The 20902-nt window shown below is 37.5% G+C and carries 24 protein-coding genes; all 24 read right to left on the bottom strand.

The window, feature by feature from the left end; translation table 11 throughout:
- Window positions 1-7: 7 nt before the first annotated feature.
- Window positions 8-370 carry a response regulator gene (locus tag NST46_RS15010; protein ID WP_095308650.1) on the bottom strand — a complete coding sequence of 121 codons (363 nt, stop codon included), beginning with the start codon at window positions 368-370 and terminating at the stop codon, window positions 8-10.
- Between the two features lie 17 nt (window positions 371-387).
- Window positions 388-1557, bottom strand: coding sequence for a flagellar motor switch phosphatase FliY (fliY, locus tag NST46_RS15005; RefSeq protein ID WP_118888922.1), 1170 nt, complete (start codon window positions 1555-1557; stop codon window positions 388-390).
- A complete protein-coding gene (fliM, locus tag NST46_RS15000) occupies window positions 1547-2542 on the bottom strand; it encodes a flagellar motor switch protein FliM (RefSeq protein WP_341137425.1) in 996 nt (331 codons plus the stop codon). The genes fliY and fliM overlap by 11 nt, the downstream gene beginning before the upstream one ends.
- A 34-nt stretch (window positions 2543-2576) precedes the next feature.
- Window positions 2577-2996, bottom strand: a complete 420-nt coding sequence (gene fliL / locus NST46_RS14995; protein WP_095308644.1) for a flagellar basal body-associated protein FliL — start codon at window positions 2994-2996, stop codon at window positions 2577-2579.
- Window positions 2989-3207: a flagellar FlbD family protein gene (locus NST46_RS14990; protein ID WP_095308642.1), complete on the bottom strand. Its 219-nt coding sequence runs from the start codon at window positions 3205-3207 to the stop codon at window positions 2989-2991. Before NST46_RS14990 ends, fliL begins: the two co-directional genes overlap by 8 nt.
- Window positions 3208-3252: 45 nt before the next feature.
- Window positions 3253-4044 carry a flagellar basal body rod protein FlgG gene (gene flgG, locus NST46_RS14985; RefSeq protein WP_095308640.1) on the bottom strand — a complete coding sequence of 264 codons (792 nt, stop codon included), beginning with the start codon at window positions 4042-4044 and terminating at the stop codon, window positions 3253-3255.
- 84 nt (window positions 4045-4128) lie between these two features.
- Window positions 4129-4500 carry a TIGR02530 family flagellar biosynthesis protein gene (locus NST46_RS14980; protein WP_095308638.1) on the bottom strand — a complete coding sequence of 124 codons (372 nt, stop codon included), beginning with the start codon at window positions 4498-4500 and terminating at the stop codon, window positions 4129-4131.
- 12 nt (window positions 4501-4512) lie between these two features.
- The gene (flgD, locus tag NST46_RS14975) at window positions 4513-4983 is read right to left on the bottom strand and encodes a flagellar hook assembly protein FlgD (protein ID WP_341137424.1); all 471 of its coding nucleotides are present in this window, start codon (window positions 4981-4983) and stop codon (window positions 4513-4515) included.
- A gap of 9 nt (window positions 4984-4992) precedes the next feature.
- A complete protein-coding gene (locus tag NST46_RS14970) occupies window positions 4993-6360 on the bottom strand; it encodes a flagellar hook-length control protein FliK (RefSeq protein WP_341137423.1) in 1368 nt (455 codons plus the stop codon).
- A gap of 26 nt (window positions 6361-6386) precedes the next feature.
- Window positions 6387-6974 (bottom strand): MotE family protein, encoded by a 588-nt coding sequence (locus NST46_RS14965; RefSeq protein ID WP_341137422.1) that lies wholly within the window; start codon window positions 6972-6974, stop codon window positions 6387-6389.
- A 5-nt stretch (window positions 6975-6979) separates the two neighbouring features.
- Window positions 6980-7426: a flagellar export protein FliJ gene (fliJ, locus tag NST46_RS14960; protein WP_341137421.1), complete on the bottom strand. Its 447-nt coding sequence runs from the start codon at window positions 7424-7426 to the stop codon at window positions 6980-6982.
- Window positions 7426-8748 (bottom strand): flagellar protein export ATPase FliI, encoded by a 1323-nt coding sequence (gene fliI / locus NST46_RS14955; RefSeq protein ID WP_341137420.1) that lies wholly within the window; start codon window positions 8746-8748, stop codon window positions 7426-7428. Before fliI ends, fliJ begins: the two co-directional genes overlap by 1 nt.
- A complete protein-coding gene (gene fliH, locus NST46_RS14950; protein ID WP_341137419.1) occupies window positions 8745-9503 on the bottom strand; it encodes a flagellar assembly protein FliH in 759 nt (252 codons plus the stop codon). The genes fliI and fliH overlap by 4 nt, the downstream gene beginning before the upstream one ends.
- Complete coding sequence (gene fliG / locus NST46_RS14945; RefSeq protein WP_095308624.1) at window positions 9496-10509, bottom strand: flagellar motor switch protein FliG; 1014 nt, start codon at window positions 10507-10509, stop codon at window positions 9496-9498. Before fliG ends, fliH begins: the two co-directional genes overlap by 8 nt.
- A 12-nt stretch (window positions 10510-10521) precedes the next feature.
- Window positions 10522-12111 (bottom strand): flagellar basal-body MS-ring/collar protein FliF, encoded by a 1590-nt coding sequence (gene fliF, locus NST46_RS14940; RefSeq protein ID WP_341137418.1) that lies wholly within the window; start codon window positions 12109-12111, stop codon window positions 10522-10524.
- A gap of 295 nt (window positions 12112-12406) precedes the next feature.
- A complete protein-coding gene (gene fliE, locus NST46_RS14935; RefSeq protein WP_118888933.1) occupies window positions 12407-12712 on the bottom strand; it encodes a flagellar hook-basal body complex protein FliE in 306 nt (101 codons plus the stop codon).
- Between the two features lie 19 nt (window positions 12713-12731).
- The gene (gene flgC, locus NST46_RS14930) at window positions 12732-13181 is read right to left on the bottom strand and encodes a flagellar basal body rod protein FlgC (protein ID WP_095308618.1); all 450 of its coding nucleotides are present in this window, start codon (window positions 13179-13181) and stop codon (window positions 12732-12734) included.
- Window positions 13182-13184: 3 nt separating this feature from the next.
- Window positions 13185-13580, bottom strand: a complete 396-nt coding sequence (flgB, locus tag NST46_RS14925; RefSeq protein WP_118888934.1) for a flagellar basal body rod protein FlgB — start codon at window positions 13578-13580, stop codon at window positions 13185-13187.
- Window positions 13581-14036: 456 nt separating this feature from the next.
- Window positions 14037-14816: a GTP-sensing pleiotropic transcriptional regulator CodY gene (gene codY / locus NST46_RS14920; protein WP_095308614.1), complete on the bottom strand. Its 780-nt coding sequence runs from the start codon at window positions 14814-14816 to the stop codon at window positions 14037-14039.
- Window positions 14817-14843: 27 nt separating this feature from the next.
- A complete protein-coding gene (gene hslU / locus NST46_RS14915) occupies window positions 14844-16238 on the bottom strand; it encodes an HslU--HslV peptidase ATPase subunit (protein WP_095308612.1) in 1395 nt (464 codons plus the stop codon).
- A 273-nt stretch (window positions 16239-16511) separates the two neighbouring features.
- Window positions 16512-17057, bottom strand: coding sequence for an ATP-dependent protease subunit HslV (hslV, locus tag NST46_RS14910; RefSeq protein WP_095308610.1), 546 nt, complete (start codon window positions 17055-17057; stop codon window positions 16512-16514).
- A 10-nt stretch (window positions 17058-17067) separates the two neighbouring features.
- The gene (gene xerC, locus NST46_RS14905; protein ID WP_341137417.1) at window positions 17068-17988 is read right to left on the bottom strand and encodes a tyrosine recombinase XerC; all 921 of its coding nucleotides are present in this window, start codon (window positions 17986-17988) and stop codon (window positions 17068-17070) included.
- A gap of 306 nt (window positions 17989-18294) precedes the next feature.
- Window positions 18295-18612 carry a hypothetical protein gene (locus NST46_RS14900; RefSeq protein WP_095308606.1) on the bottom strand — a complete coding sequence of 106 codons (318 nt, stop codon included), beginning with the start codon at window positions 18610-18612 and terminating at the stop codon, window positions 18295-18297.
- A 157-nt stretch (window positions 18613-18769) separates the two neighbouring features.
- Window positions 18770-20848 carry a type I DNA topoisomerase gene (gene topA / locus NST46_RS14895; protein WP_339316617.1) on the bottom strand — a complete coding sequence of 693 codons (2079 nt, stop codon included), beginning with the start codon at window positions 20846-20848 and terminating at the stop codon, window positions 18770-18772.
- Window positions 20849-20902 lie beyond the last annotated feature (54 nt).

The raw sequence follows: 20902 nt of genomic DNA, 5'->3' as shown, positions 1-20902 counted from the left end.
TCGTTTCTTAGTTTAAAGCTTTTTGAATCGCTTCGATTACCCTATCTGCTTGGAATGGCTTTACAATAAAGTCTTTTGCTCCCGCTTGAATAGCGTCAATCACCATTGCCTGTTGTCCCATCGCAGAACACATAATGATTTTAGCGTCTGGGTTAACTTTCTTTATTTCTTTTAATGCTGTAATTCCATCCATTTCTGGCATCGTAATATCCATGGTCACTAAATCAGGTGTCAATTCTTTGTATTTTTCAACCGCCTGCGCTCCGTCCTGTGCTTCCCCAACTATTTCATAACCATTCTTTGTAAGGATATCCTTAATCATCATTCGCATAAATGCTGCATCATCCACAATTAAAATTCGTTCTGCCATTTGGTTATTCCCCCTAATTATTTTAAATTCCTAATCCGGTCATACTGACTAATAATATCTGTAACACGAACACCGAAGTTTTCTTCAATCACAACAACTTCACCTTCAGCTACAAGTTTATCATTTACTAGAATATCAACCGGTTCACCTGCAAGCTTATCAAGCTCAATAATAGAACCTGAAGCCAGTTCAAGTATGTCGTTAATTGATTTTTTTGTTCGGCCAAGTTCAACGGTAACTTTTAATGGGATATCAAGTAACATATCAAGGTTACGTTGCTGACCAGTATTCAGCTCAACCTTTTCAAAATCAGAGAAAGCTGCCTGATGCACTTCTGCATGTGAGCTTGTAACTTTATGACCCAAATATTGCGGTTCAGCTGGGTCATCTCTTGTTTCTGCTTGTAAGGAGTTATTATAAACAGCCTGCTCCTGCTGTTTAGCTACACTATTCTCAGTAACCGGGATTTCAGCTTCAAGCGTCGCAGCGCTCTCCTTTTTCTCAATTGCGTGTTCTTCCGACCCATTTAACAGCTCATTAACTAGCTCTTTTGCAAAGCGCAACGGAATTAATTGCATCATATTCGAATTGATCAGATTCCCAACAGTTAGTTTAAAAAACACCTTTACATAGACTTCTTCATCAAAAACATCTTCGTTTTTAACTCCAGTTACTTCTTCATCCAATATTGAAGGCGGAGAGATATCAACGCGTTTATTAAACACGGTTGACATACTCGTTGCAGCTGCACCCATCATTTGATTCATCGCTTCCTGAACTGCGCTTAAATGGATTTCATTCAATTCACTATCTGGATTTGTCCCATCACCACCAAGCATAATATTTGCAATAATAGCTGCGTCCCCAGCTTTTATAACAAACACGTTTTTTCCCGTAAATCCCTCTATGTAATTCACTTGAATACTTACTGGCTCAAAGGTAAATTCATCACCAATATCCGTTCTTTCTATGACGTCTACTATTGGTGTTGTTATTTCCACCTTCTGATTTAATAAAGTGGAAAGTGTGGTGGCAGAGCTACCAAAAGAAATATTACCAATTTCTCCTAGTGCATCAATTTCAATATCGGAAAGATAGCTTTGCTTATTTTCATCTGACTTGTCTTCATCAGAAATATTCAATAGCGCATCAATTTCTTCCTGTGAAAGCATGCCATCATTCATCATATTGCTCACCCCTTTTTATTTCATCTAATATTTGTACAGACATTTTATTTTTATACTTGCCTGGCTGCACAAGGAATTTAGCTTCATTATTAATAGTAAGTCTTAGCGGTAAATCGATTTTCTGATCTAGTGTAATCACATCATTTTGCTTTAGTGCCAAAAACTCATTGATTGCAATCGCACCCTCACCAAGAATCGATTTTACTTCAACTTCAGTTTGCTTTAAGTTCTTCGACATTTTATTAAATGCTGTAGCATCCCGATTTTTTTTCTCCGCTTGCATCCAATAATGCACAGAGAGCTTCGGAATAATTGGCTCCAAAATTATATGTGGGATACAAATATTAATCATACCAGTTGTTTCCCCAATTGCAGCTGTCATCGAAACGACGACAACCGTATCATTTGGTGCAACCATCTGTAAAAATTGAGGATTTTCTTCAAACTCTTCTAATCGTGGCTTTATTTCTGTTACAGAAGCCCACGATTCTTCTAATGTATACACAGCTTTTTCGAAAAATTGACGTAGTAATAACTTTTCGATTTCCGTTAAATTGTTGTTTTTATTAATCGTGTTACCTTTTCCGCCTAGAATTCGGTCAAGCAATGCATAACCAATATTTGGATTAACCTCCATGATTAAATTACCATCTAACGGTTCAACACTATAAATATTTAATATTGTCACTTTTTGTATTGAGCGTACGAACTCTTCAAATGGCACCTGATCAACAGATGTAACCGAAATATTAACATACGTTCTTAGCTGCGATGAAAAATAAGTTGTTAGCATTCTTGCATAATTTTCATGAATTCTAGAGATGCTTCTTATCTGATCTTTAGAGAAACGCAATGCGCGTTTAAAATCATACACGCGTACTTTTTTCTCTTGCTCTTCTTTTTTTAGTTCTTCAGCATCCATTTCACCTGAGGTTATCGCAGATAATAGTGCATCTATTTCATTTTGTGAGAGAACTTCATCCATTAATCATACCCACCTCCTATTAGGAGCTTTCATTCTATTGAAGTATTTTGTTGATTGTATATACTTCTGTGATTTCTCCTTCTTCCACTAGTTCGTTTAAACTTGATTTAACAACTTGCTCTAACTCGGAAAGTCCGGATTTAAAATCTTCTTCTGTTTTCGTTGCAAGCTCTTTAATAATAATATTTTTCAATTGGAAATCACGCTTTTCAACCTCTTTTAATGTTTCTTTCCCATCCGTTACAATTTGAAACTGAATTCTAACAAATGCTCCATCTGCTAAATCGGTTGTGATTTCAGGTGATTCATAGGAATAGTTTACAATGTCATCAATCGATTGTGCATCACCTTTTTCATTTTCGCCTGCCACATTTAATACAACTACTAATGAAGCAATTGCAATAACTAATAATACAACAAGTGATGTAATCATTGTCTTTACTAACTTACTCATCCTCTTCACCAGCCTTTATTTGAACTCGTGCTAATCCTATTTGTTGGTAGTATTCTGTAATTTTTTGTATAACATCATCGGCTTTGTTCTTTACAACAATTTTCTTTCCATTAATTAAGGAAATCGTTGTATCTGGCAGCGACTGAACCTGTTCAATTAAAACGGCATTTAGTACAAATTCATCGTCATTCAGCCTTTTTAAAGTAATCATGTATATGGCGGGAGTACAGGTTTAAGCATACTCCCTACCCCCTTATTATCGTTTTAAGTTTACTAGCTCTTGAAGAATCTCATCAGATGTTGTGATAATTCTAGTATTTGCCTGGAAACCACGCTGTGCTGTAATCATTTCTGTAAACTCTTCTGAAAGATCAACGTTTGACATTTCAAGTGAGCCACTTATGATCGAAGCTGCTCCATTCTGTTCAGGAGTAACTGTACCGTTATAACCTGCATTAGGTGAATCTAAGTATAAATTGCTACCGTCTTTTACTAACCCGGCAGGATTCGAAAAGCTTGCCAGCGTTATTTGCCCAGCTTCTTGTGTTGCACCAGCAGCATCAATATAGTTTATCGTACCGTCTGTTTGAATACTGAAGCTTTGCGCATCAGTTGGTATTGTTATATTTCCATTAGCACCTTGAAGATACAATCCATTCGGATTAACAATCGCGCCATTATCATCTAAATAGAAATTTCCAGCTCTTGTATAATACGTTGTACCCCCTTGTTCCTGCAATACAAACATTCCATCACCTTCGATTGTCAAGTCAAGCGGGTTATTTGTCACCTGCTGAAATCCTTGTGTGTGAATGTTGCTTATTGTACCAAGCTGAGAACCAAGCCCAACCTGTGTAGCATTGACTCCCCCACGAGTAGCAGTTGCACCTTGTGCACCTGTTGTTGTCTGACTCATTAGATCTTGAAAAGTCACATTTGCTTTTTTATACCCTGTTGTATTCACATTGGCGATATTATTTCCGATAACATCTAATTTCGTTTGGAAATTTTTCATACCTGAAATACCTGCATACATTGAACGTAACATTTTTTTATCCCCTTTTTTATGGTTATTTTGGTTAGCTGTATCTAGCATTCAACAGCTTATATTGGCCTCCCATAAGGGTCCAGCCTAGTCATTTATTAGAATGGTTCCATTGATATTTGTAAAAATTCTACTTGTTGCTTCCTCACGATTCATTGCTGTCACTACAGTATGATTTTTTGCATTAACAAGCAATGCTGCATTGTTCATGACGATAAGTGAATCTGTAATCCCCTTTTTCTTAGCTTCCTGCATTTTCTCGCCGATCATTTCCCATTGCTGCTCATCAATTTGAATATTTCGCTCTGCTATTCGCTGTGATGCATGTTTACTTATTTTCAATCCTTGTTCCTGTGATAAAATATCCTTAAATGGAATGGGTGATTGCTTAGACTTAGGTCCATTGATTGCTGGAAACTGTAATGCATGCTGTGGGACTTGATGAATCCGATGATCCATAACCTTTCCCCCTTATTCCGTTATCTTATCTCCGGCTTCTTCTTTTGTACCTGGATCGCTAACTTGAATAATCGCATCCGCGTATATTTTTTCTCCATTTTCAAGCTCCAATATTGCCCATCCTTCATGTTGACTAACAGCCACTACTTTACTAGTTACTTTACCAAGCTCCTTACCTGTCTCTTGGTCCACATCCATATATGATACTTCCTGACCAATCATATGACTGTATTGGATTACAGGAGAGACCAACTGACTTTGTACGAGCATTTCGATTGAATTAGACATGTTCATCATCTGCTCCAATGATGAAAAAGTGGCCATTTGTGATACAAATTCACGATCGTCCATCGGATTTGTAGGATCCTGATTTTGTAACTGCGTCATTAGTATTTTTAAAAATTCATCCTTACCAAGGCTTGCGCTCGGTGTTCTGGTCTTTGGCTGGTTACTTAAATATAACGATGGATCAATTGTTGTCATTTCCTCCACCTACACCTTCTCATTTAGAAGCAGCTCCTCAAACTGTCTCTCAAAGCTATCTTCTGTTTGTTGATTATCCTTATGATCGGATTGATTCGATTGCTGCTGTTCCTGTTCTTTTAACTGTCTATTTTCTTGCTCTTCCTGCAAATTTGTCGTTTGCGGCACATTTGCATCTTGCTTCTCCACGACTACTTGGTGCGGGGAAAACATATTCTTAAGCTGATGTATGTTTGATTCTAACATCTCTTTTGCAGTAGCAGTGGTAACTAAAATTTTTACCAATACTTCACCATTTACCTGTGTAAAACGAACCATTAATTCCCCCATATTATCGGGTCTTAACAATACTGTTAAATGGTTCCTCTGGTTGGGCAAAGCCGACAATTTAGTTGATTCCATAATTTTTTCAAACTGGTCCATTAACTGCTGATCCGGGCTTTGAGTCGGTTGTAGTTGATTAATATGAATAACATGTTGCTCTAGTTTTGAAATCGGCACCGCCTGGTTCGTCTGACTTGTCATAACAACTAAATTTTCTTTTTCAATTGCACTACCAAGCCATTTCGCTATATCCTTAACTGTTACATTTGAATCTGCATTGTACCGTTGCATTCCAGAAAAATGCTCTCGCTTTTGGAATGAATCAAATATGTAATTCCATATTTTCGACTCTCTCGTTTCTTGCTTATTCCCTGCTGTTAATTCATTCATCTCTTCGCCATTTACTGCCGTTACCCCAGCTATCAATGTATTTGGATTTACTTGCTCTTTATTTACATGCTGTCTTTGTTGTAACAAGGTAAACCCTGCTGTATCTCTGTCTGTCACAGACGTTAGGTTTGCTTGTAACCGTGTTAAATCCTTCCATTGATGAAGCAATTCCAATACTTTTGATGAGGCATCCCGAACATCTTCGTCTGTATCTAATTTGGAGATTAATTTTTCAATCTGCTCAAGCAAAAAGGCTAGTTGTTCCTCAACATCTGTATTACTCGTTCCACTTTCAGGATTTACTATTGGAAATCCATGCAATTCGCTAGATAGTGAGACTTCTTCCTCCACGTCAGGAAAAACAGATGAAGGTTGCAGGATAAAGACATCTTGATTCTCCACCTCATTATTTAAGCTTGCAGTAGCTGAATTCGCTACATTTCCTGTATCATTTCCACTGTTGATTCGTTGTAACAGATTCTGTAGAGCAACCTCTTTTTTCATTGAAGACAGTTCCTGATTTTCATGCTCAGATACATTAACAATGTTCTCATCTAATATACGGTGAAATGATGAAACATCCCCTCGTAAACCGGATTTCATTTGCGTATTTGTCAACTTCGCTGGCTGTACCTGTTGTAGAAACACCGCGACACTATTCAAATTCTCACCTCCTTCCAATAACTTTTTTAATTTTCATTTGAGAGAAGCAATTGTGTTAGCTCTGCTGCCTGTTCAGGATTCATCGCACCTAGTATCGTTGCACGATGTTCGTTAGATAGTTCCTGCAAAATTGAAACCGCCGTATCTGTCTCTAAATTTTCAATAATAGGGGCTGCTTTAGAGCCCTTCATTTCTTCAAATGAATCAATAATTGTAGAAAAAGATTCATCTGAAGAATCTTCCTCTAACAATTCTTCATCAACCTGTGCATCTTCTAAACTATTTTCCAAACGAACAATATCTTGGTTTTGATCATTTATTGTAGCTTCCAATTCACGAATCGTTTCATTTAAGCTTGTAATCTCTTCATCTTTCTCATTTACAATTGCTTGTGCCCGCGAATCATCTTGTACAGGCTTTGCTTCATCTGATGCTACTAGATTCGATATGATTGGCATTGAACTAGCTTGTTGCTTCGTCCAATCGATAACATTAAATCCTGCAACCCCCATGATAATAACAACTAGAGTAATGATGATGATTAACGGAATTACAACTGCAAATAAAAACCAGAGAATTGGATTCCTTTTTTTCTTTTTCGTAGTCTCAACCATTTATTTCACCTATTTTTTTGGCTTAAAAATTGTGTTATTGAAATTTCATCCATAAAAGCATCTTCCATCTTTTTTTGTATAGTTGCTTTTGTTTCTTTTCTTACTTCAATTAGTTTCTCGAATTTCTTTACTTCCACGTGCGCATCTGACAGCAGATGTTGTTTTGATTCCATATCTGTTCTAGCCTTTTGAACACGAGACTGCAAATTATTAATTTGTCTGTTTAGTTGCTCAATGTAATTGGCTTGCTCTTTTATTCGGTCAATCGGTGTTAGTGAGTGAAAAAATTGATCATATGAATTCTCAGCACGTTCTTTTTTTCGCAAAATTTGATACAGCTCTGTAGCAACTTTTTCAAAAGAATCAAGTGATTGATTATACGCTTTCTGTGCAACTTGCTTTTCATTTTCACGAATATCCAATATTTTTGATAATGCAACAATCTCGGCCATCACTCAATTCCTCCATTAAGCAGTGATTTCATCAATTGAATCGTTTCTTCTAACGTATTTACTTCATGTATATCCTGCCTTAAAAATTCTTGGATTTTTGGATAATAGGAAATTGACCGATCAATCTCCTGATTGGTGCCACGTTTATAAGCACCTATGTTAATTAATTCACGATTATCCTCGTATACTGCCATCAGCTTCCGAAGCTCTTGTGCAATCTGTTTTTGTTCCGCTGTTGCAACCATATTCATAACTCGACTAACTGACTTCTGTACATTAATAGCAGGAAATTGACCGCGCTCTGCTAGCTTTCTATCCATTACAAAGTGTCCATCTAATATTCCACGAACTGCATCTGCAATCGGCTCATTCATATCATCCCCATCAACAAGTACAGTGTAGAAAGCGGTGATTGTCCCAGCTTTATTTGTTCCCGTTCTTTCTAATAACTTGGGAAGAATGGAAAACACAGATGGTGTATATCCTTTTGTCGTTGGTGGCTCACCAATCGCCAGACCAATTTCTCTTTGTGCCATTGCTACTCTCGTGACGGAATCCATCATTAAATTAACATGGTAGCCAAGATCGCGGAAATACTCACTAATTGCAGTCGCAGTATATGCTCCTTTAATCCGCATTAGAGCAGGTTGGTCTGATGTTGCCGCTACAACAATTGTCTTTTTTAGCCCTTCTTCGCCCAAATCGTGCTCAATAAACTCACGCACCTCACGACCACGTTCACCAATCAATGCAATAACGTTAATATCAGCATTACTATTTCTTGCAATCATTCCGAGTAGTGTGCTTTTCCCAACACCACTACCAGCAAAAATTCCAACCCTCTGGCCTTTACCCATTGTTAAAAGCGAATCAATTGCTTTCACGCCAACTTGAATTGGTTTGCGTATCGGTGGTCGTGTCATTGGATTTGGTGGAGCTTGATCGGTTAAATAGTTAGAGAGCCCTTTTGGAAGTGATGCTTGATCATCCAATGGCTGACCAAGCGAGTTCACAACATTTCCAATCAAAGATCGTCCAACCTTTACAGTTAAAGGCTTTCCAGTAGATTCAACTAAGCATCCGGATCCTATCTCCGTTACCTCTGCATATGGCATAAGAAGGATTTTTTCATTATTAAAACCTACAACTTCTGATACAATAGGTGTTCGATTAGAGGAGGAAGAATGAATGTAACATACTTCTCCTATGTTTGCCGCGGGTCCTTCTGATTCAATCATCAACCCTACAACACGCAGGACCTTACCATAATGCTTATATGTTGCAGCTTTTTCTATAACAGATTTGTAATCGGATATATTCATTGCTTCTTCTCCATTAGGTAATCCTGCAATGCTTCACGGATTTTTGATAGTTGTGTGTCAACACTCGCATCAATTTGGCCAAAAGCATGCTCGATTAAGCAAGTGTTTTTCTTCAAGTTTTCATCTAAGTAGATAGATAAAGTTGATTCATCTTCCATAATTCGATTTAATTCATCTTTTTGCTCTATGACCTCACTGTAATTTAGAGGATGTAAATAAATCGTTACAGTTGATTGATCTTTTAATTCCCGGATGGCCTGTCGTATAATTCCCAAAAATGTTGCTGGTTCCTTGGAAATTTCCTTACCGATAATTTTCTCTGCAATACTAAGTGACAGCTGTAATATCGTCTCTTCGCTATTTTCAATCGTTTTATTGTAATCATACGTCGTTGCATCAATAATTAAATTAGCTTGATTCAACTTTTCTTCATATGCAGCTTTACCTGCTTGCTCTCCTTGAAAAAAACCGGTTTGATAACCTTCCTGCTTTGCACTTTCAATCAACTGATGCTTCGTTTCTTCCCAGTTGTTTTTCTCTTGTTCAATTGCTCGCTTGGTTTGTTCAAGTAATACTTCTTTTTTTTGAGCTAAATCCAGCAATTCCTGTTGCATGCTTTCGATCTCATCTTGGATTGTCTCCAATTCTTTATTACTATCAATTGGTTCATCTTCAATGGTGTGCTGTATCGACCGAATCGGTTTAATTTTTATCAATTTCTGATTGAAGAGCTGTTTATTTTCTGAATCAGACAATGATATCGTCTCCTCCACCTCTAGCGATGACAATTTCTCCTATATCTTCAAGTCTACGAATAATAGCTACAATTCTCATTTGTGCTTCTTCTACGTCTCTTAGGCGAACTGGTCCCATATATTCCATTTCTTCTTTGAAAGTTTCTGCCATGCGCTGAGACATGTTTGTAAAGACAACATCTTTAACCTCATCACTAGCAACCTTCAATGCTAATCGCAGATCTTCATTTTCAACTTCACGAATTACACGTTGTATCGCTCGATTATCAAGGACAACAATGTCTTCAAAAACAAACATTCGCTTTTTGATTTCATCTGCCAGTTCCGGATCTTGAACCTCTAGAGCATCAAGAATTGTTCGCTCCGTACTACGGTCTACACCATTCAACACTTCAACAACCGCCTGTATTCCACCAGTTTGTGTATAATCCTCAGAAACAGAAGCAGATATATTCTTCTCCAGCACTTGTTCTACCTGACTTATAATTTCAGGTGAAGTGGAATCCATTGTAGCTATTCGTCTAGCCACATCAGCTTGCAGCTCCTGGGGCAATGAGGATAAAATCTGTCCTGCCTGTTCGGAGTCAAGGTAAGAAAGAACTAAAGCAATTGTTTGCGGATGCTCTCCTTGAATAAAATTCAATACTTGTTGAGGATCCGCTTTTCTTGCAAAATCAAATGGTCTTACCTGTAAAGATGAAGTTAGACGGTTTATTATATTGGAAGCTTCTTGCTTTCCAAAAGCTTTTTCCAAAACGGTCTTCGCGTAACCAATTCCTCCCTGTGTTATGTAGTCTTGTGCTACAGCAATTTGGTGGAATTGTTCTAAGACATTTTCTTTCAAATTTGTATCTACTTTTTTAACCGATGATATTTCCAAGCTTAACTTTTCAATTTCTTCTTCTGATAAGTACTTATAAACTTGCGCCGATACATCTGGACCTAGGGAGATTAAAAGAATTGCTGCCTTTTGCTTTCCAGTTAAAACGCCTTTTTGCCTTGCCATTTTTTTACCCTCCTAATCTTCTCCAATCCAGCTTCTCAACAATTTAGCAAATTCCTCTGGTTTTTCTTTCGCAATTTTTTCTAACTGCTTTCTTCTTACAACTGCTTCAGATTCTTCTTCCTGTGGTAGATCAGGAACTTCCAGTACTGGACTTTCTGTAACAGTTTCCTCTATTATTTCCTCTTCACTACTCCTATTTCGGACTAATAAAATGATTAGTATGATAATAGCAACAAGTAATACAGCTCCGACAATATACATCCATAATGGAATAACAGGAGAAGACGCACTGACTGTTGCAGGAGGTTCTGTGAATTCCTGAAACACAATGGATATCTTGTCTTCAGGGACAACTTCGCCGTAATCTGCGTCAATTGTCGCTCCTACGATAGAACTGAGAATAGAAGAAACTCCTTGTTCCACATCATTCTGTTCTTGCCCGCTTAGAAACTCTACATTGTTTCCCTCTGTTGTTCTTGTATTATCGATTGCAACTTGAATTCCAAGGTCGCGAACTTTATAGGGACTCTCAACAATTTCCTTACGAATTCGATTATATTCATAGTTTATTGTTTCCTTATCTAGCTCATATTCACCAGATCCAGCATCTCCAGCCGGGTAGTTGGTAACATCCTCATCACCTGTCCCACCGATACCACCGGTAGCACCATCACCAGTATAGGTTTCCTGAATTGTTTCCAGACTAACAGGTATTCCTTCCACGTTTTCAATATCAACAGGCTCCACAAGTTCCTCTGTACGATTCTCTTGAGTGAAATCAATATCTGCAGTCACAGAAACGATGACATTATCCATTCCAACCATTGTTCCAAGCATTTGTTGTAATCTTCTTTGGATATCTCGCTCAGTATCCTTCTTCACGGTTTGCTGATGAGTGTACGCATCTTGAGCTCCAGAAGCAGTTTGTGAATTTCGATCAAAGTACTCAAAATATTGGTTCATAATAACAATATTTTCAGATGGAAGATTCGGCAGCGCTTTTGAAACTAAATGATAGAGCGCTTCTACTTGATTTCCTTGAAATTGATAGCCTGGCTGTGTGTTTAACACGATTGATGCACTAGCTTCACCAGTCACATCACTAACAAATACCGGTTCTTCAGGCATATTAATCATTACTTGCGCATTATTGATACCTTCAATGCTCTGAATCAGATTAGCAAGCTCTGTTTGCATTGCATCAAGCTTCATGATATTAAATTCATTGTCGGTTATTCCCCAAGATGTATTCTCACTAAAAAAGGAATAATCAATATTCCCACTGTTTGGCAAGCCCATTCCAGCTAGATCAACGAGCAATGATTCTACCTGTTCCTCTGGAACATTAATGCTCGTGCCTCCGTTATTTAATTCGTAAGGAATGCCTCTTGTATCTAGCTCTGCTTTAATTTGTCCGACCTCTTGAATGGTCAAATTATTATATAATGGAACAAAACGAGTATTGGAACTAAAAAAAGCAATACCTATTATAAATAAAATTACTATGATAACTGACCCAAGAAAGAGACCCCTTTGGCTTTTTGACCGATTCTGCCAAAACAAAGTTACCGATTCTTTCCATTTCAACAAAGTTTCCTTCATAATTTCCCCCACCAAAGTGCATTAAGTAATCGATATTTCATCATTAATCTACTATAGGATGTCCAAAACATCCGGTAAAAGTAATACATCCGAGAACTGAGGACCTTCGACTAACTACCGATAAGCCCTTTGTCGAAACGTCGAAGTCACCACATCCTTTGGAAGTCCGGTACGGGGAGTTTCACCCCTTCGAACCTCGACGAATAGGACGTTGCTTACTTAGCCTCCTCGGACCTTATCATCCTCATTGTTGAACACGTACTACTATTGATTGCTTGTCGTTGCTATTCGAAGATTATATCGACATTCTCATTATTTCGTTGTATGCATCGATAACTTTTTTCTGGATCTGCACTGTAGTTTCGAGCGTAATGCTTGCCTTCTGTGCTGTGATCATCACGTCATGAAGATCATCAATATTACCGTTAGCTAATGCCTCCGTCTTATTATCTGACTCCATCTGAACAGAATTAAGGTTGTCAATTGCACCTTTTAACGTGTCTGCAAAATTAGCTTGTGCCTCTCCAGGTGTCACTGCAGCATTCGAAACTTTCGATAAAGATTGAATAGGCTGCGAAACATTATTTATTGAAAAGTCCATTTTTTTAACTCCTTATCGTCTATTTACCAATTTCTAATGCTTTCATTAACATACCTTTACTTGCATTCAAAGCAGTAATGTTTGCTTCATAAGACCTCGTTGAACTCATTAAGTCAACCATTTCTTGCAAGGGGTCAACATTTGGCATCTCTACATAGCCAGCTTCATTTGCATCTGGATGAACAGGGTTATAGACAAGTTTAAACGGCTCCTCATCCTCAACGATGGCAGCAACTCGCACACCACTATGCTTTATATCACCAGATGCATTTGCAAGCATCGATTTAAAACGATTATCCTGTGTTTCTAAAACTGTCATTTTTCTCCGATACGGCTCAAACTCACCATTCTCATTTATGACTGCTCTTGTTGATTGTGCATTCGCAATATTAGAGGAAACGATGTCCATTCGAAGTCTTTGTGCAGTTAATGCACTAGCACTTGTATTAATAGAATTAAATATTGACATCGATTAGTTCCCCCCTCTTATAACCGTCTGCAAACTCCCAAACTTCCCGTTGATCCGATCAATCAAACCATTATAATAGATTTGATTCTTCGCAAGCTCTGTCATTTCTTTATCAATATCAACATTATTTCCATTATGGTTGTACATCGTATTGGATTGTGATACGACACGATAAGATGAATTTTGATTTGAATTAAAGGGGATATGCTTCTCAGTTGTACGCTTAGCTTGAATTGAGGAAGTAAGTGTATCATCTAAAATATTTTTAAATTGAACATCCTTCGCTTTATAACCAGGTGTATCTGCATTAGCAATATTATCTGAAATCGTATTATTCTTCATTGCAGCGTAGTTGAGAGAGTTTTCTAACTTACTAATTGTCCCTCCAAATAAATTCATTACAAGCACTCCTTATGTATGTTGTTAAAAGTCCAGTAAAAATGGCCTGTCGTGAACAGAAGATCTTGTTTCTATTTATCCTCTTATATGTACATTGCGCTTCCATTTCTATGAAAATTTTGATTGACAGTCATACTTACTTCATCTACTACGAATATTGTAAGTTATAAATTAGACAAAGTCTATTACTTTTCGACATTTTCTCCTAAAAGAAAATAAAACAGTAAAAAAAGACTAGGTATTTAGTAACATGAATGTACAGTTTTGTGGAATTTACAAGCAATTCAAAAACATTTACACAGCATTTACAATTGGTTTTTGGCTATTTCCCATGTTTTGATATTCCTCTACATACGAAAGTCCTATATTTAATTATAAGGATAATTAACTATAAAAAGACACAAAAAAAGCCAAATAATTTGGCTTTTTTGTGTCTTTTTATATTATTTTATAAACTTATCTTGAACGTAGCTTTTCTAGCTCCACAAGGAATTTGTCATTCAATACTTTAATGTACGTACCTTTCATACCTAGTGAACGGGACTCAATAACTCCTGCGCTCTCTAATTTTCTTAGCGCGTTTACAATTACAGATCTAGTGATCCCTACGCGGTCTGCAATTTTACTTGCTACTAATAGCCCTTCATGTCCGTTTAATTCTTCAAAGATATGATCAATTGCTTCCAATTCACTGTATGATAGTGAACTGATTGCCATTTGTACAACAGCTTTACTACGTGCTTCCATCTCAATTTCTTCTGTTTTTTCATGAAGTATTTCCATACCTACAACAGTTGCACCGTATTCAGCAAGTAAAAGGTCATCATCGTTAAAACTTTCATTTACTCTTCCAAGAACTAACGTACCAAGACGCTCTCCACCGCCGATAATCGGGATAATTGTAGTCAGACCGTCTTTAAATAAGTCTTTATTTTCCACTGGAAATACGGAATGCTGACTATTAATATCAAGGTTTGCTGTTGTCTCATAAATATTGTACAGCCCCTGTGTATACTCTTCCGGGAATTGTCTTTGCTCAAGCATTGATTTCATACGCTCGTTTTCAATTTCTTGATTTACTGCAAATCCAAGTAACTTCCCACGTCTGCTGACGATGTATACATTCCCTTTGATTACATCTCTTAATGATGCTGACATTTCATTAAAGTTTACTGATTTACCTGTTGCTTTCTGTAACATTGCGTTAATTTTTCTTGCTCGATTTAATAGATCCATGATGATCCTCCATTTCATTATTATGAATTATAGTATAAACTGACTTAAGTCTTTGTTTTGTACAATACTGTTGAGTTTTTGATCTACATAGGCAGGAGTAATTTCTATTTCCTCCAACGTAATTTCGGGCGCTTCAAACGACAAATCTTCAAGAAGTTTTTCTAGTATGGTGTGAAGCCTTCTCGCGCCAATATTGTCGGTATCCTGGTTTACTTGAAAGGCAATTTCTGCAAGTCTTTCTATAGCATCGTCTGTAAAAACAACATTTATACCTTCTGTTTTTAACATTAATTGATATTGCTTAATCAATGCATTAGATGGTTCGGTAAGTATTTGCTTGAAATCCCCTACAGATAATTTTTCTAATTCAACACGAATTGGAAATCTTCCTTGTAGTTCCGGGATAAGATCAGAGGGCTTTGCCATATGGAAAGCTCCAGCCGCGACAAAAAGCATGTGGTCTGTTTTCACTGGCCCGTGCTTCGTTACAACCGTTGATCCTTCAACAATCGGTAATATATCACGCTGAACACCTTCTCTGGAAACATCTGCAGTTGCTTCTTGCTTTCCAGCTACTTTATCAATTTCATCTATAAAAAGTATTCCCGTTTGTTCTGCACGCTTAACAGCTTCCCCGGCTACTTCATCCATATCTACCAATTTCTGAGCTTCTTGTTGTGTCAATACCTTTCTAGCTTCAGATACAGTTAGATTACGTTTTTTCTTTTTTGATGGCATGAATTGCCCGATTGCATCTTGCATATTCATTCCCATCTGTTCCATACCCGAACCTTGCAGCATATCAAACATGGAAGGAGGAATTTCCTCGATTTCGATGGTAACCATTCGGTCTTCCAGTTCACCTAAAGCTAACTGATGTTCAATTCGTTGCTGTTTGTTTTTAATTTCTTCATCTTTTTCAAAATCATTTTCAGCATTATCATTTACTGTTTGATTTTGGAAAAGCATTTCAAATGGATTTTTAACACCGGATTGCTTTTTGGCTGATGGAGCAAGCAATTTAACAAGTCGTTTATTTGCTTCTTTTTCCGCTGTTGTCATTACGCCACTCATTTTTTCTTCCTTTACCATTCGTACAGCCATTTCTACAAGGTCACGTACCATTGATTCTACATCTCTACCGACATAACCGACCTCTGTAAACTTAGTTGCTTCGACTTTCACAAACGGGGCACCAACAAGTTTTGCCAGCCTTCTGGCAATCTCTGTTTTCCCCACTCCAGTCGGTCCAATCATTAAGATATTTTTTGGAACGATTTCTTCTTTCATTGAATCTTCAAGTTGCATTCGTCGATAACGATTCCTCAAAGCAACAGCTACAGATCGCTTTGCTTGTTGCTGACCAATAATATATTTATCTAGCTGACCAACAATTTGTTTTGGAGTGTAGTCAATTCCCATTCTTAGGAAAAACCTCCCTTATTTAGAGGATGTTCAAAAAATCCGGTGAAAATGACACATCGAATTTCTCCGTTGGCTTGCTTTTCCGTTCCTCACGTATTAATTGCATACGTTCCGGTACTCAAAGCTTCGCCGCCTCGAACTTCGACGCACAGGACGTGCTAGTGTCGGCGTTGCAACAAAGGTTTTCTGCGGGGCGAGTAAACACAGCCCCAGGACGTTGCGACTGTAACCGACCTCGGTCCATTTCATCCTCCTTTTGAACACACACTATTAATCAAGTACTTGCAATGTAATATGATTATTTGTGTATACACAAATTTCACCTGCAACCTCCAAGGCTGTTTGAGCAATTTCCTTTGCAGTCAAGTTACCAGAATGCCTAACTAAAGCTCTTCCTGCACTTAATGCATAGTTACCTCCCGAACCAATGGCCAATATACCATCATCTGGTTCGATAACTTCGCCAGTACCAGAAACCAAGTACATATTTTCCTTATTCATGACAATCAGCATTGCTTCCAATTTACGGAGCACCTTATCTGAGCGCCAGTCCTTGGCTAACTCAACCGATGCTCGAGTTAGATTCCCATTATAGGCCTGAAGCTTGCTTTCAAATCTCTCAAAAAGTGTGAAAGCATCTGCAACGGATCCAGCAAAGCCCGCCAACACCTTCCCATTGTACAAGGTTCTTACTTTTTTGGCTTTATGCTTCATTACCACTGCATTTCCTAATGTTACTTGCCCATCTCCACTCATGGCGCACTGACCATTATGCTGAATTGCAAAAATTGTGGTTGCGTGCATTTCAGTAGCCATTCCTTTCACCTCACTCATTACGATATTGATCATTCGCTCTTGGGTGGCTTTTCATGTACACATCACGTAAATGATCTTTTGTCACATGGGTATAAATTTGGGTAGAGGATAGATTTTCATGACCAAGTAATTCCTGTACAGTACGCAGATCCGCACCTTCATTAAGCATGTGCGTTGCAAATGTGTGCCTCAGCTTATGTGGATGAATTTCCACAGTTAATGCAGCTCGTTCTACGCATTTTTTTAGAATCACTCGTATACCTCTTGTCGTGAGCGGATTACCTCGAGCATTTAAAAAGACAGCATCAGAGACTTGAGATTTTTCCATTAGTTTCATTCTGCCGTCATGAATGAATGTCTCTAATGCTATTTCTGCAAACCTGCCAAATGGGACATACCGCTCTTTGCGACCTTTCCCTTTAACCAAAATGGTTCCAATCGAAAAATCAATATCCGAAAGCTTTAGACCTTGACATTCACTCACTCGTATACCCGTTCCATATAACACTTCTAGTATAGCCTGATCACGTTGGCCAGTTGGACTATTCAAATCATTTACTTCAAACAACTTTTCCAATTCTTCCATGTAGAAAAAGCCTGGTATTGGTTTAGCAGTCCTTGGTAAATGAATATGAACAAACGGATTTGCCAACACCCATTCCTCTCGCTCCATAAACTTGTAAAAGCTACGCAACGATGAAAGCTTCCTTGAAACTGACCTTCTGTTTAATTTCTGCTCATATAATCTTGTTAGAAAAAGCCTTACTTCTCGTTGTGAAACAACATCTAGATCGTCAATCCCCTCTTGACGAAGAAAATCAAAAAATACTTCCAGATCATTCTGATAATACTTTACCGTATAAGGTGAAGCATTTTTCTCAATCTGCAAATATTCGATGAACGCTTCACTGTACGCTACGAATGTATTCAATTCTTCACCCCATCAAACAGCGGATAAATCATAGCATACTTCGAATAATTATGCAATAAACTTAACTAAATTGCAACAAAATTCAGAATCGAAACCACACTTATTATATCACAATAATTTGATTTGTCATGCTATTTCGTTAAATTTAATATAAATTAATATTGTCTGTAAAGTAAATTGCCTTTCCAATGCGTAATTATATCTATTTAGAATAGTATAGTCAACAAACAAATATTATTTTTTTTGCAAAAATGTAATACAGTGAAAGTTTTGTGAACAATGGGTATTACCTTTATAACCAAATTGCTACTTAATTATTCCTGTTTCTCGAATTTTTGCTTTTGTTCCATTTGTTCCAAGTTCATATATTTTTCGATATACTTTTTGGAGATTCCTTTCATATGCCTCTCTCTCTCTATCTGCCCTGCGATCATCAAATGGATCTTTAATGATGAAACTTGTTGCAGTATTAGCATGGTCTTTCATGTTTAAAAATAATTCACGCATTGCACTTAATTCACTGTCATCTGCGATAATTTCGAATTCCTCTTCATTATCATCCACTGGGATCTCTCTAATTTCTCTTTCCTTTACAACAACAAAGTAATGATTTTTTTCTGTCATGATTATAGCCTCCTTGTTAGATGGCATTCCCTTTTGACAGACAAGTAAAACTCTTGTACTGATGCATTCCACCAAACTTAAAATCCAAAAAAATCGAAAAGCTAAGAAGAAGATTTTTTAATGCACAAAAAAGTATTAGCTGTCCAGTAATGAACAGCTAACTTTGCGCTACTTCTTTATATTCACAATTCGTACATTGAACCTGCGTCTCTTTTTTAGCCTTCTTTTCTACCAACAAAGATTCACATTTTGGACAAGGTCTTGAGATTGGTTTATCCCATGAGACAAAATCACAGTCAGGGAACCTGTCACAGCCGAAAAATACTCTTCGCTTCTTGGATTTTCTTTCAACGACATTGCCCTCTTTACACTTCGGACACTTCACACCAATTTCCTTTAAAATCGGTTTTGTGTTACGACAATCCGGGAAGTTGGAACAGGCTAGGAATTTACCATATCGACCCATTTTATATACCATTTCATGTCCGCATTCTTCACAATCAATACCTGCTGGTTCATCTCTAATTTCGATTTTTTCCATTTCTTCTTCCGCAACTTCAAGCCGTTTGCTAAATCCGCTATAGAATTCATCAATAATCTTTATCCATTCGATCTTTCCATCTTCAATTGAATCGAGATCGTTTTCCATTTTAGCAGTAAAATCAGCATCAATAATTTCTGGGAAGAACTCCTCTACTAAGTCCGATACGATTGTGCCCAGCTCTGTTGGGACAAAGCGTTTGTTATCCATTGTAACATAGCCTCTGCGCTGAATCGTATCTAGAGTCGGTGCATAGGTCGAAGGTCTGCCGATACCGAGTTCTTCCATTACTCGTACAAGCCTTGCATCTGTGTACCTTGGTGGCGGCTGCGTAAAATGCTGATTCGGTGTAATTTCTTTCGACTCTACGACCATCCCTTCAGCTAAATCAGGCAATAACTTATCTTCCACTTTTTTATTGTCATCTGTTCCTTCAATATAAACTCTCATAAATCCTTTAAATTTCACCTTTGAACCTGTTGCACGAAACTCTACATCATTATTTAGTAAATGTACTGTCATTGTATCCATTACAGCTGGTGACATCTGACTAGCTACAAAACGTTCCCAAACCAGTTTGTATAATCGGAGTTGGTCTCGTGATAATACATCCTTTAGTGATTTTGGATCTCTTAATGTTGAGGTTGGTCGGATTGCTTCATGGGCATCCTGTGCACCTTCTTTATTTTTTGCAGCTCTTACATTTCCAAGATATTCTTTACCAAAGTTTTCTTCAATATATCCTTTTGCTTCTTGCTTTGCTGTTTCAGAAATACGAGTTGAATCTGTACGCATGTAGGTGATTAGCCCGGTAATCCCGCCTGCTTTTTTACCTAAATCAATTCCTTCATACAGCTGTTGAGCAATCATCATTGTTTTCTTCGCACGGAAATTCAGCTTTCGAGCAGCCTCTTGCTGTAAAGAGGAAGTGATAAAAGGCTGTGCCGGGTTTTTCTTTCGTTCACGTTTGTTAACTTTAGTAATGTCAAACGAATTCCCTTTCATTTTTGCTTTCACTTCTTTTACATCGTCTTCCGATTTTAACTCTGTCTTTTTACCATTAATTCCATAAAAAGAACCTTCAAATACTTCTTTATCCTTTTGAAAAGCTGCATCAATGGACCAATATTCCTCTGGAACAAAATTCTCAATTTCCTTCTCACGATCAAGAATCATCTTTAAAGCAACTGACTGTACACGACCAGCACTAAGCCCTTTTTTCACTTTTTTCCATAAAAGCGGACTAATATTATAACCTACGAGCCTATCAAGAATTCTTCTAGCTTGTTGTGCATCAACTAAATCTAAATCGATTGCACGCGGATGTTTAAACGATTCTTTTATTGCATCTTTTGTAATTTCATTAAAAACAACACGGCATTTGGAATTTTCATCAACACTCAAAATATGTGCCAAATGCCAAGCAATTGCTTCCCCTTCTCTATCGGGGTCGGCTGCGAGATATATTTTTTTTGCCTTTTTTGCTGACTTTCTTAGCTCTTTCAATACATCGCCTTTACCGCGAATCGTAATATATTTTGGTTTATAATTTTCATCGACGTCAACACCCATTTGACTCTTCGGTAAATCTCTTATGTGTCCCATCGATGCTTTTACTGTATACTTTTTTCCTAAATAACGTTCAATCGTTTTCGCTTTTGCAGGCGATTCAACGATTACCAAATAATCTGACATGATCCGTGCCTCCTAGAATGAGGTTGACAATTTACACTTGAAATCTTTACTAAT

Origin of the sequence: Oceanobacillus sp. FSL W7-1309, assembly GCF_038002145.1 — a bacterium.
In the GTDB taxonomy this organism is placed as follows: domain Bacteria; phylum Bacillota; class Bacilli; order Bacillales; family Amphibacillaceae; genus Oceanobacillus; species Oceanobacillus profundus.
The sequence above is the reverse complement of the archived record's forward strand: the minus strand, read 5'-3'. Positions and strand labels throughout refer to the sequence as shown.

Bases quoted from the DNA above. Each gene is read 5' to 3' on its own strand.
- NST46_RS15010 (WP_095308650.1), bottom strand. From the start codon at position 370: ATGGCAGAACGAATTTTAATTGTGGATGATGCAGCATTTATGCGAATG.
- fliY (WP_118888922.1), bottom strand. From the start codon at position 1,557: ATGATGAATGATGGCATGCTTTCACAGGAAGAAATTGATGCGCTATTG.
- fliM (WP_341137425.1), bottom strand. From the start codon at position 2,542: ATGGATGAAGTTCTCTCACAAAATGAAATAGATGCACTATTATCTGCG.
- fliL (WP_095308644.1), bottom strand. From the start codon at position 2,996: ATGAGTAAGTTAGTAAAGACAATGATTACATCACTTGTTGTATTATTA.
- NST46_RS14990 (WP_095308642.1), bottom strand. From the start codon at position 3,207: ATGATTACTTTAAAAAGGCTGAATGACGATGAATTTGTACTAAATGCC.
- flgG (WP_095308640.1), bottom strand. From the start codon at position 4,044: ATGTTACGTTCAATGTATGCAGGTATTTCAGGTATGAAAAATTTCCAA.
- NST46_RS14980 (WP_095308638.1), bottom strand. From the start codon at position 4,500: ATGGATCATCGGATTCATCAAGTCCCACAGCATGCATTACAGTTTCCA.
- flgD (WP_341137424.1), bottom strand. From the start codon at position 4,983: ATGACAACAATTGATCCATCGTTATATTTAAGTAACCAGCCAAAGACC.
- NST46_RS14965 (WP_341137422.1), bottom strand. From the start codon at position 6,974: ATGGTTGAGACTACGAAAAAGAAAAAAAGGAATCCAATTCTCTGGTTT.
- fliJ (WP_341137421.1), bottom strand. From the start codon at position 7,426: ATGGCCGAGATTGTTGCATTATCAAAAATATTGGATATTCGTGAAAAT.
- fliI (WP_341137420.1), bottom strand. From the start codon at position 8,748: ATGAATATATCCGATTACAAATCTGTTATAGAAAAAGCTGCAACATAT.
- fliG (WP_095308624.1), bottom strand. From the start codon at position 10,509: ATGGCAAGGCAAAAAGGCGTTTTAACTGGAAAGCAAAAGGCAGCAATT.
- fliF (WP_341137418.1), bottom strand. From the start codon at position 12,111: ATGAAGGAAACTTTGTTGAAATGGAAAGAATCGGTAACTTTGTTTTGG.
- fliE (WP_118888933.1), bottom strand. From the start codon at position 12,712: ATGGACTTTTCAATAAATAATGTTTCGCAGCCTATTCAATCTTTATCG.
- flgC (WP_095308618.1), bottom strand. From the start codon at position 13,181: ATGTCAATATTTAATTCTATTAATACAAGTGCTAGTGCATTAACTGCA.
- flgB (WP_118888934.1), bottom strand. From the start codon at position 13,580: ATGAATTTATTTGGAGGGACAATTAGTAAGTTAGAAAACTCTCTCAAC.
- codY (WP_095308614.1), bottom strand. From the start codon at position 14,816: ATGGATCTATTAAATCGAGCAAGAAAAATTAACGCAATGTTACAGAAA.
- hslU (WP_095308612.1), bottom strand. From the start codon at position 16,238: ATGGGAATTGACTACACTCCAAAACAAATTGTTGGTCAGCTAGATAAA.
- hslV (WP_095308610.1), bottom strand. From the start codon at position 17,057: ATGGCTACTGAAATGCACGCAACCACAATTTTTGCAATTCAGCATAAT.
- NST46_RS14900 (WP_095308606.1), bottom strand. From the start codon at position 18,612: ATGACAGAAAAAAATCATTACTTTGTTGTTGTAAAGGAAAGAGAAATT.
- topA (WP_339316617.1), bottom strand. From the start codon at position 20,848: ATGTCAGATTATTTGGTAATCGTTGAATCGCCTGCAAAAGCGAAAACG.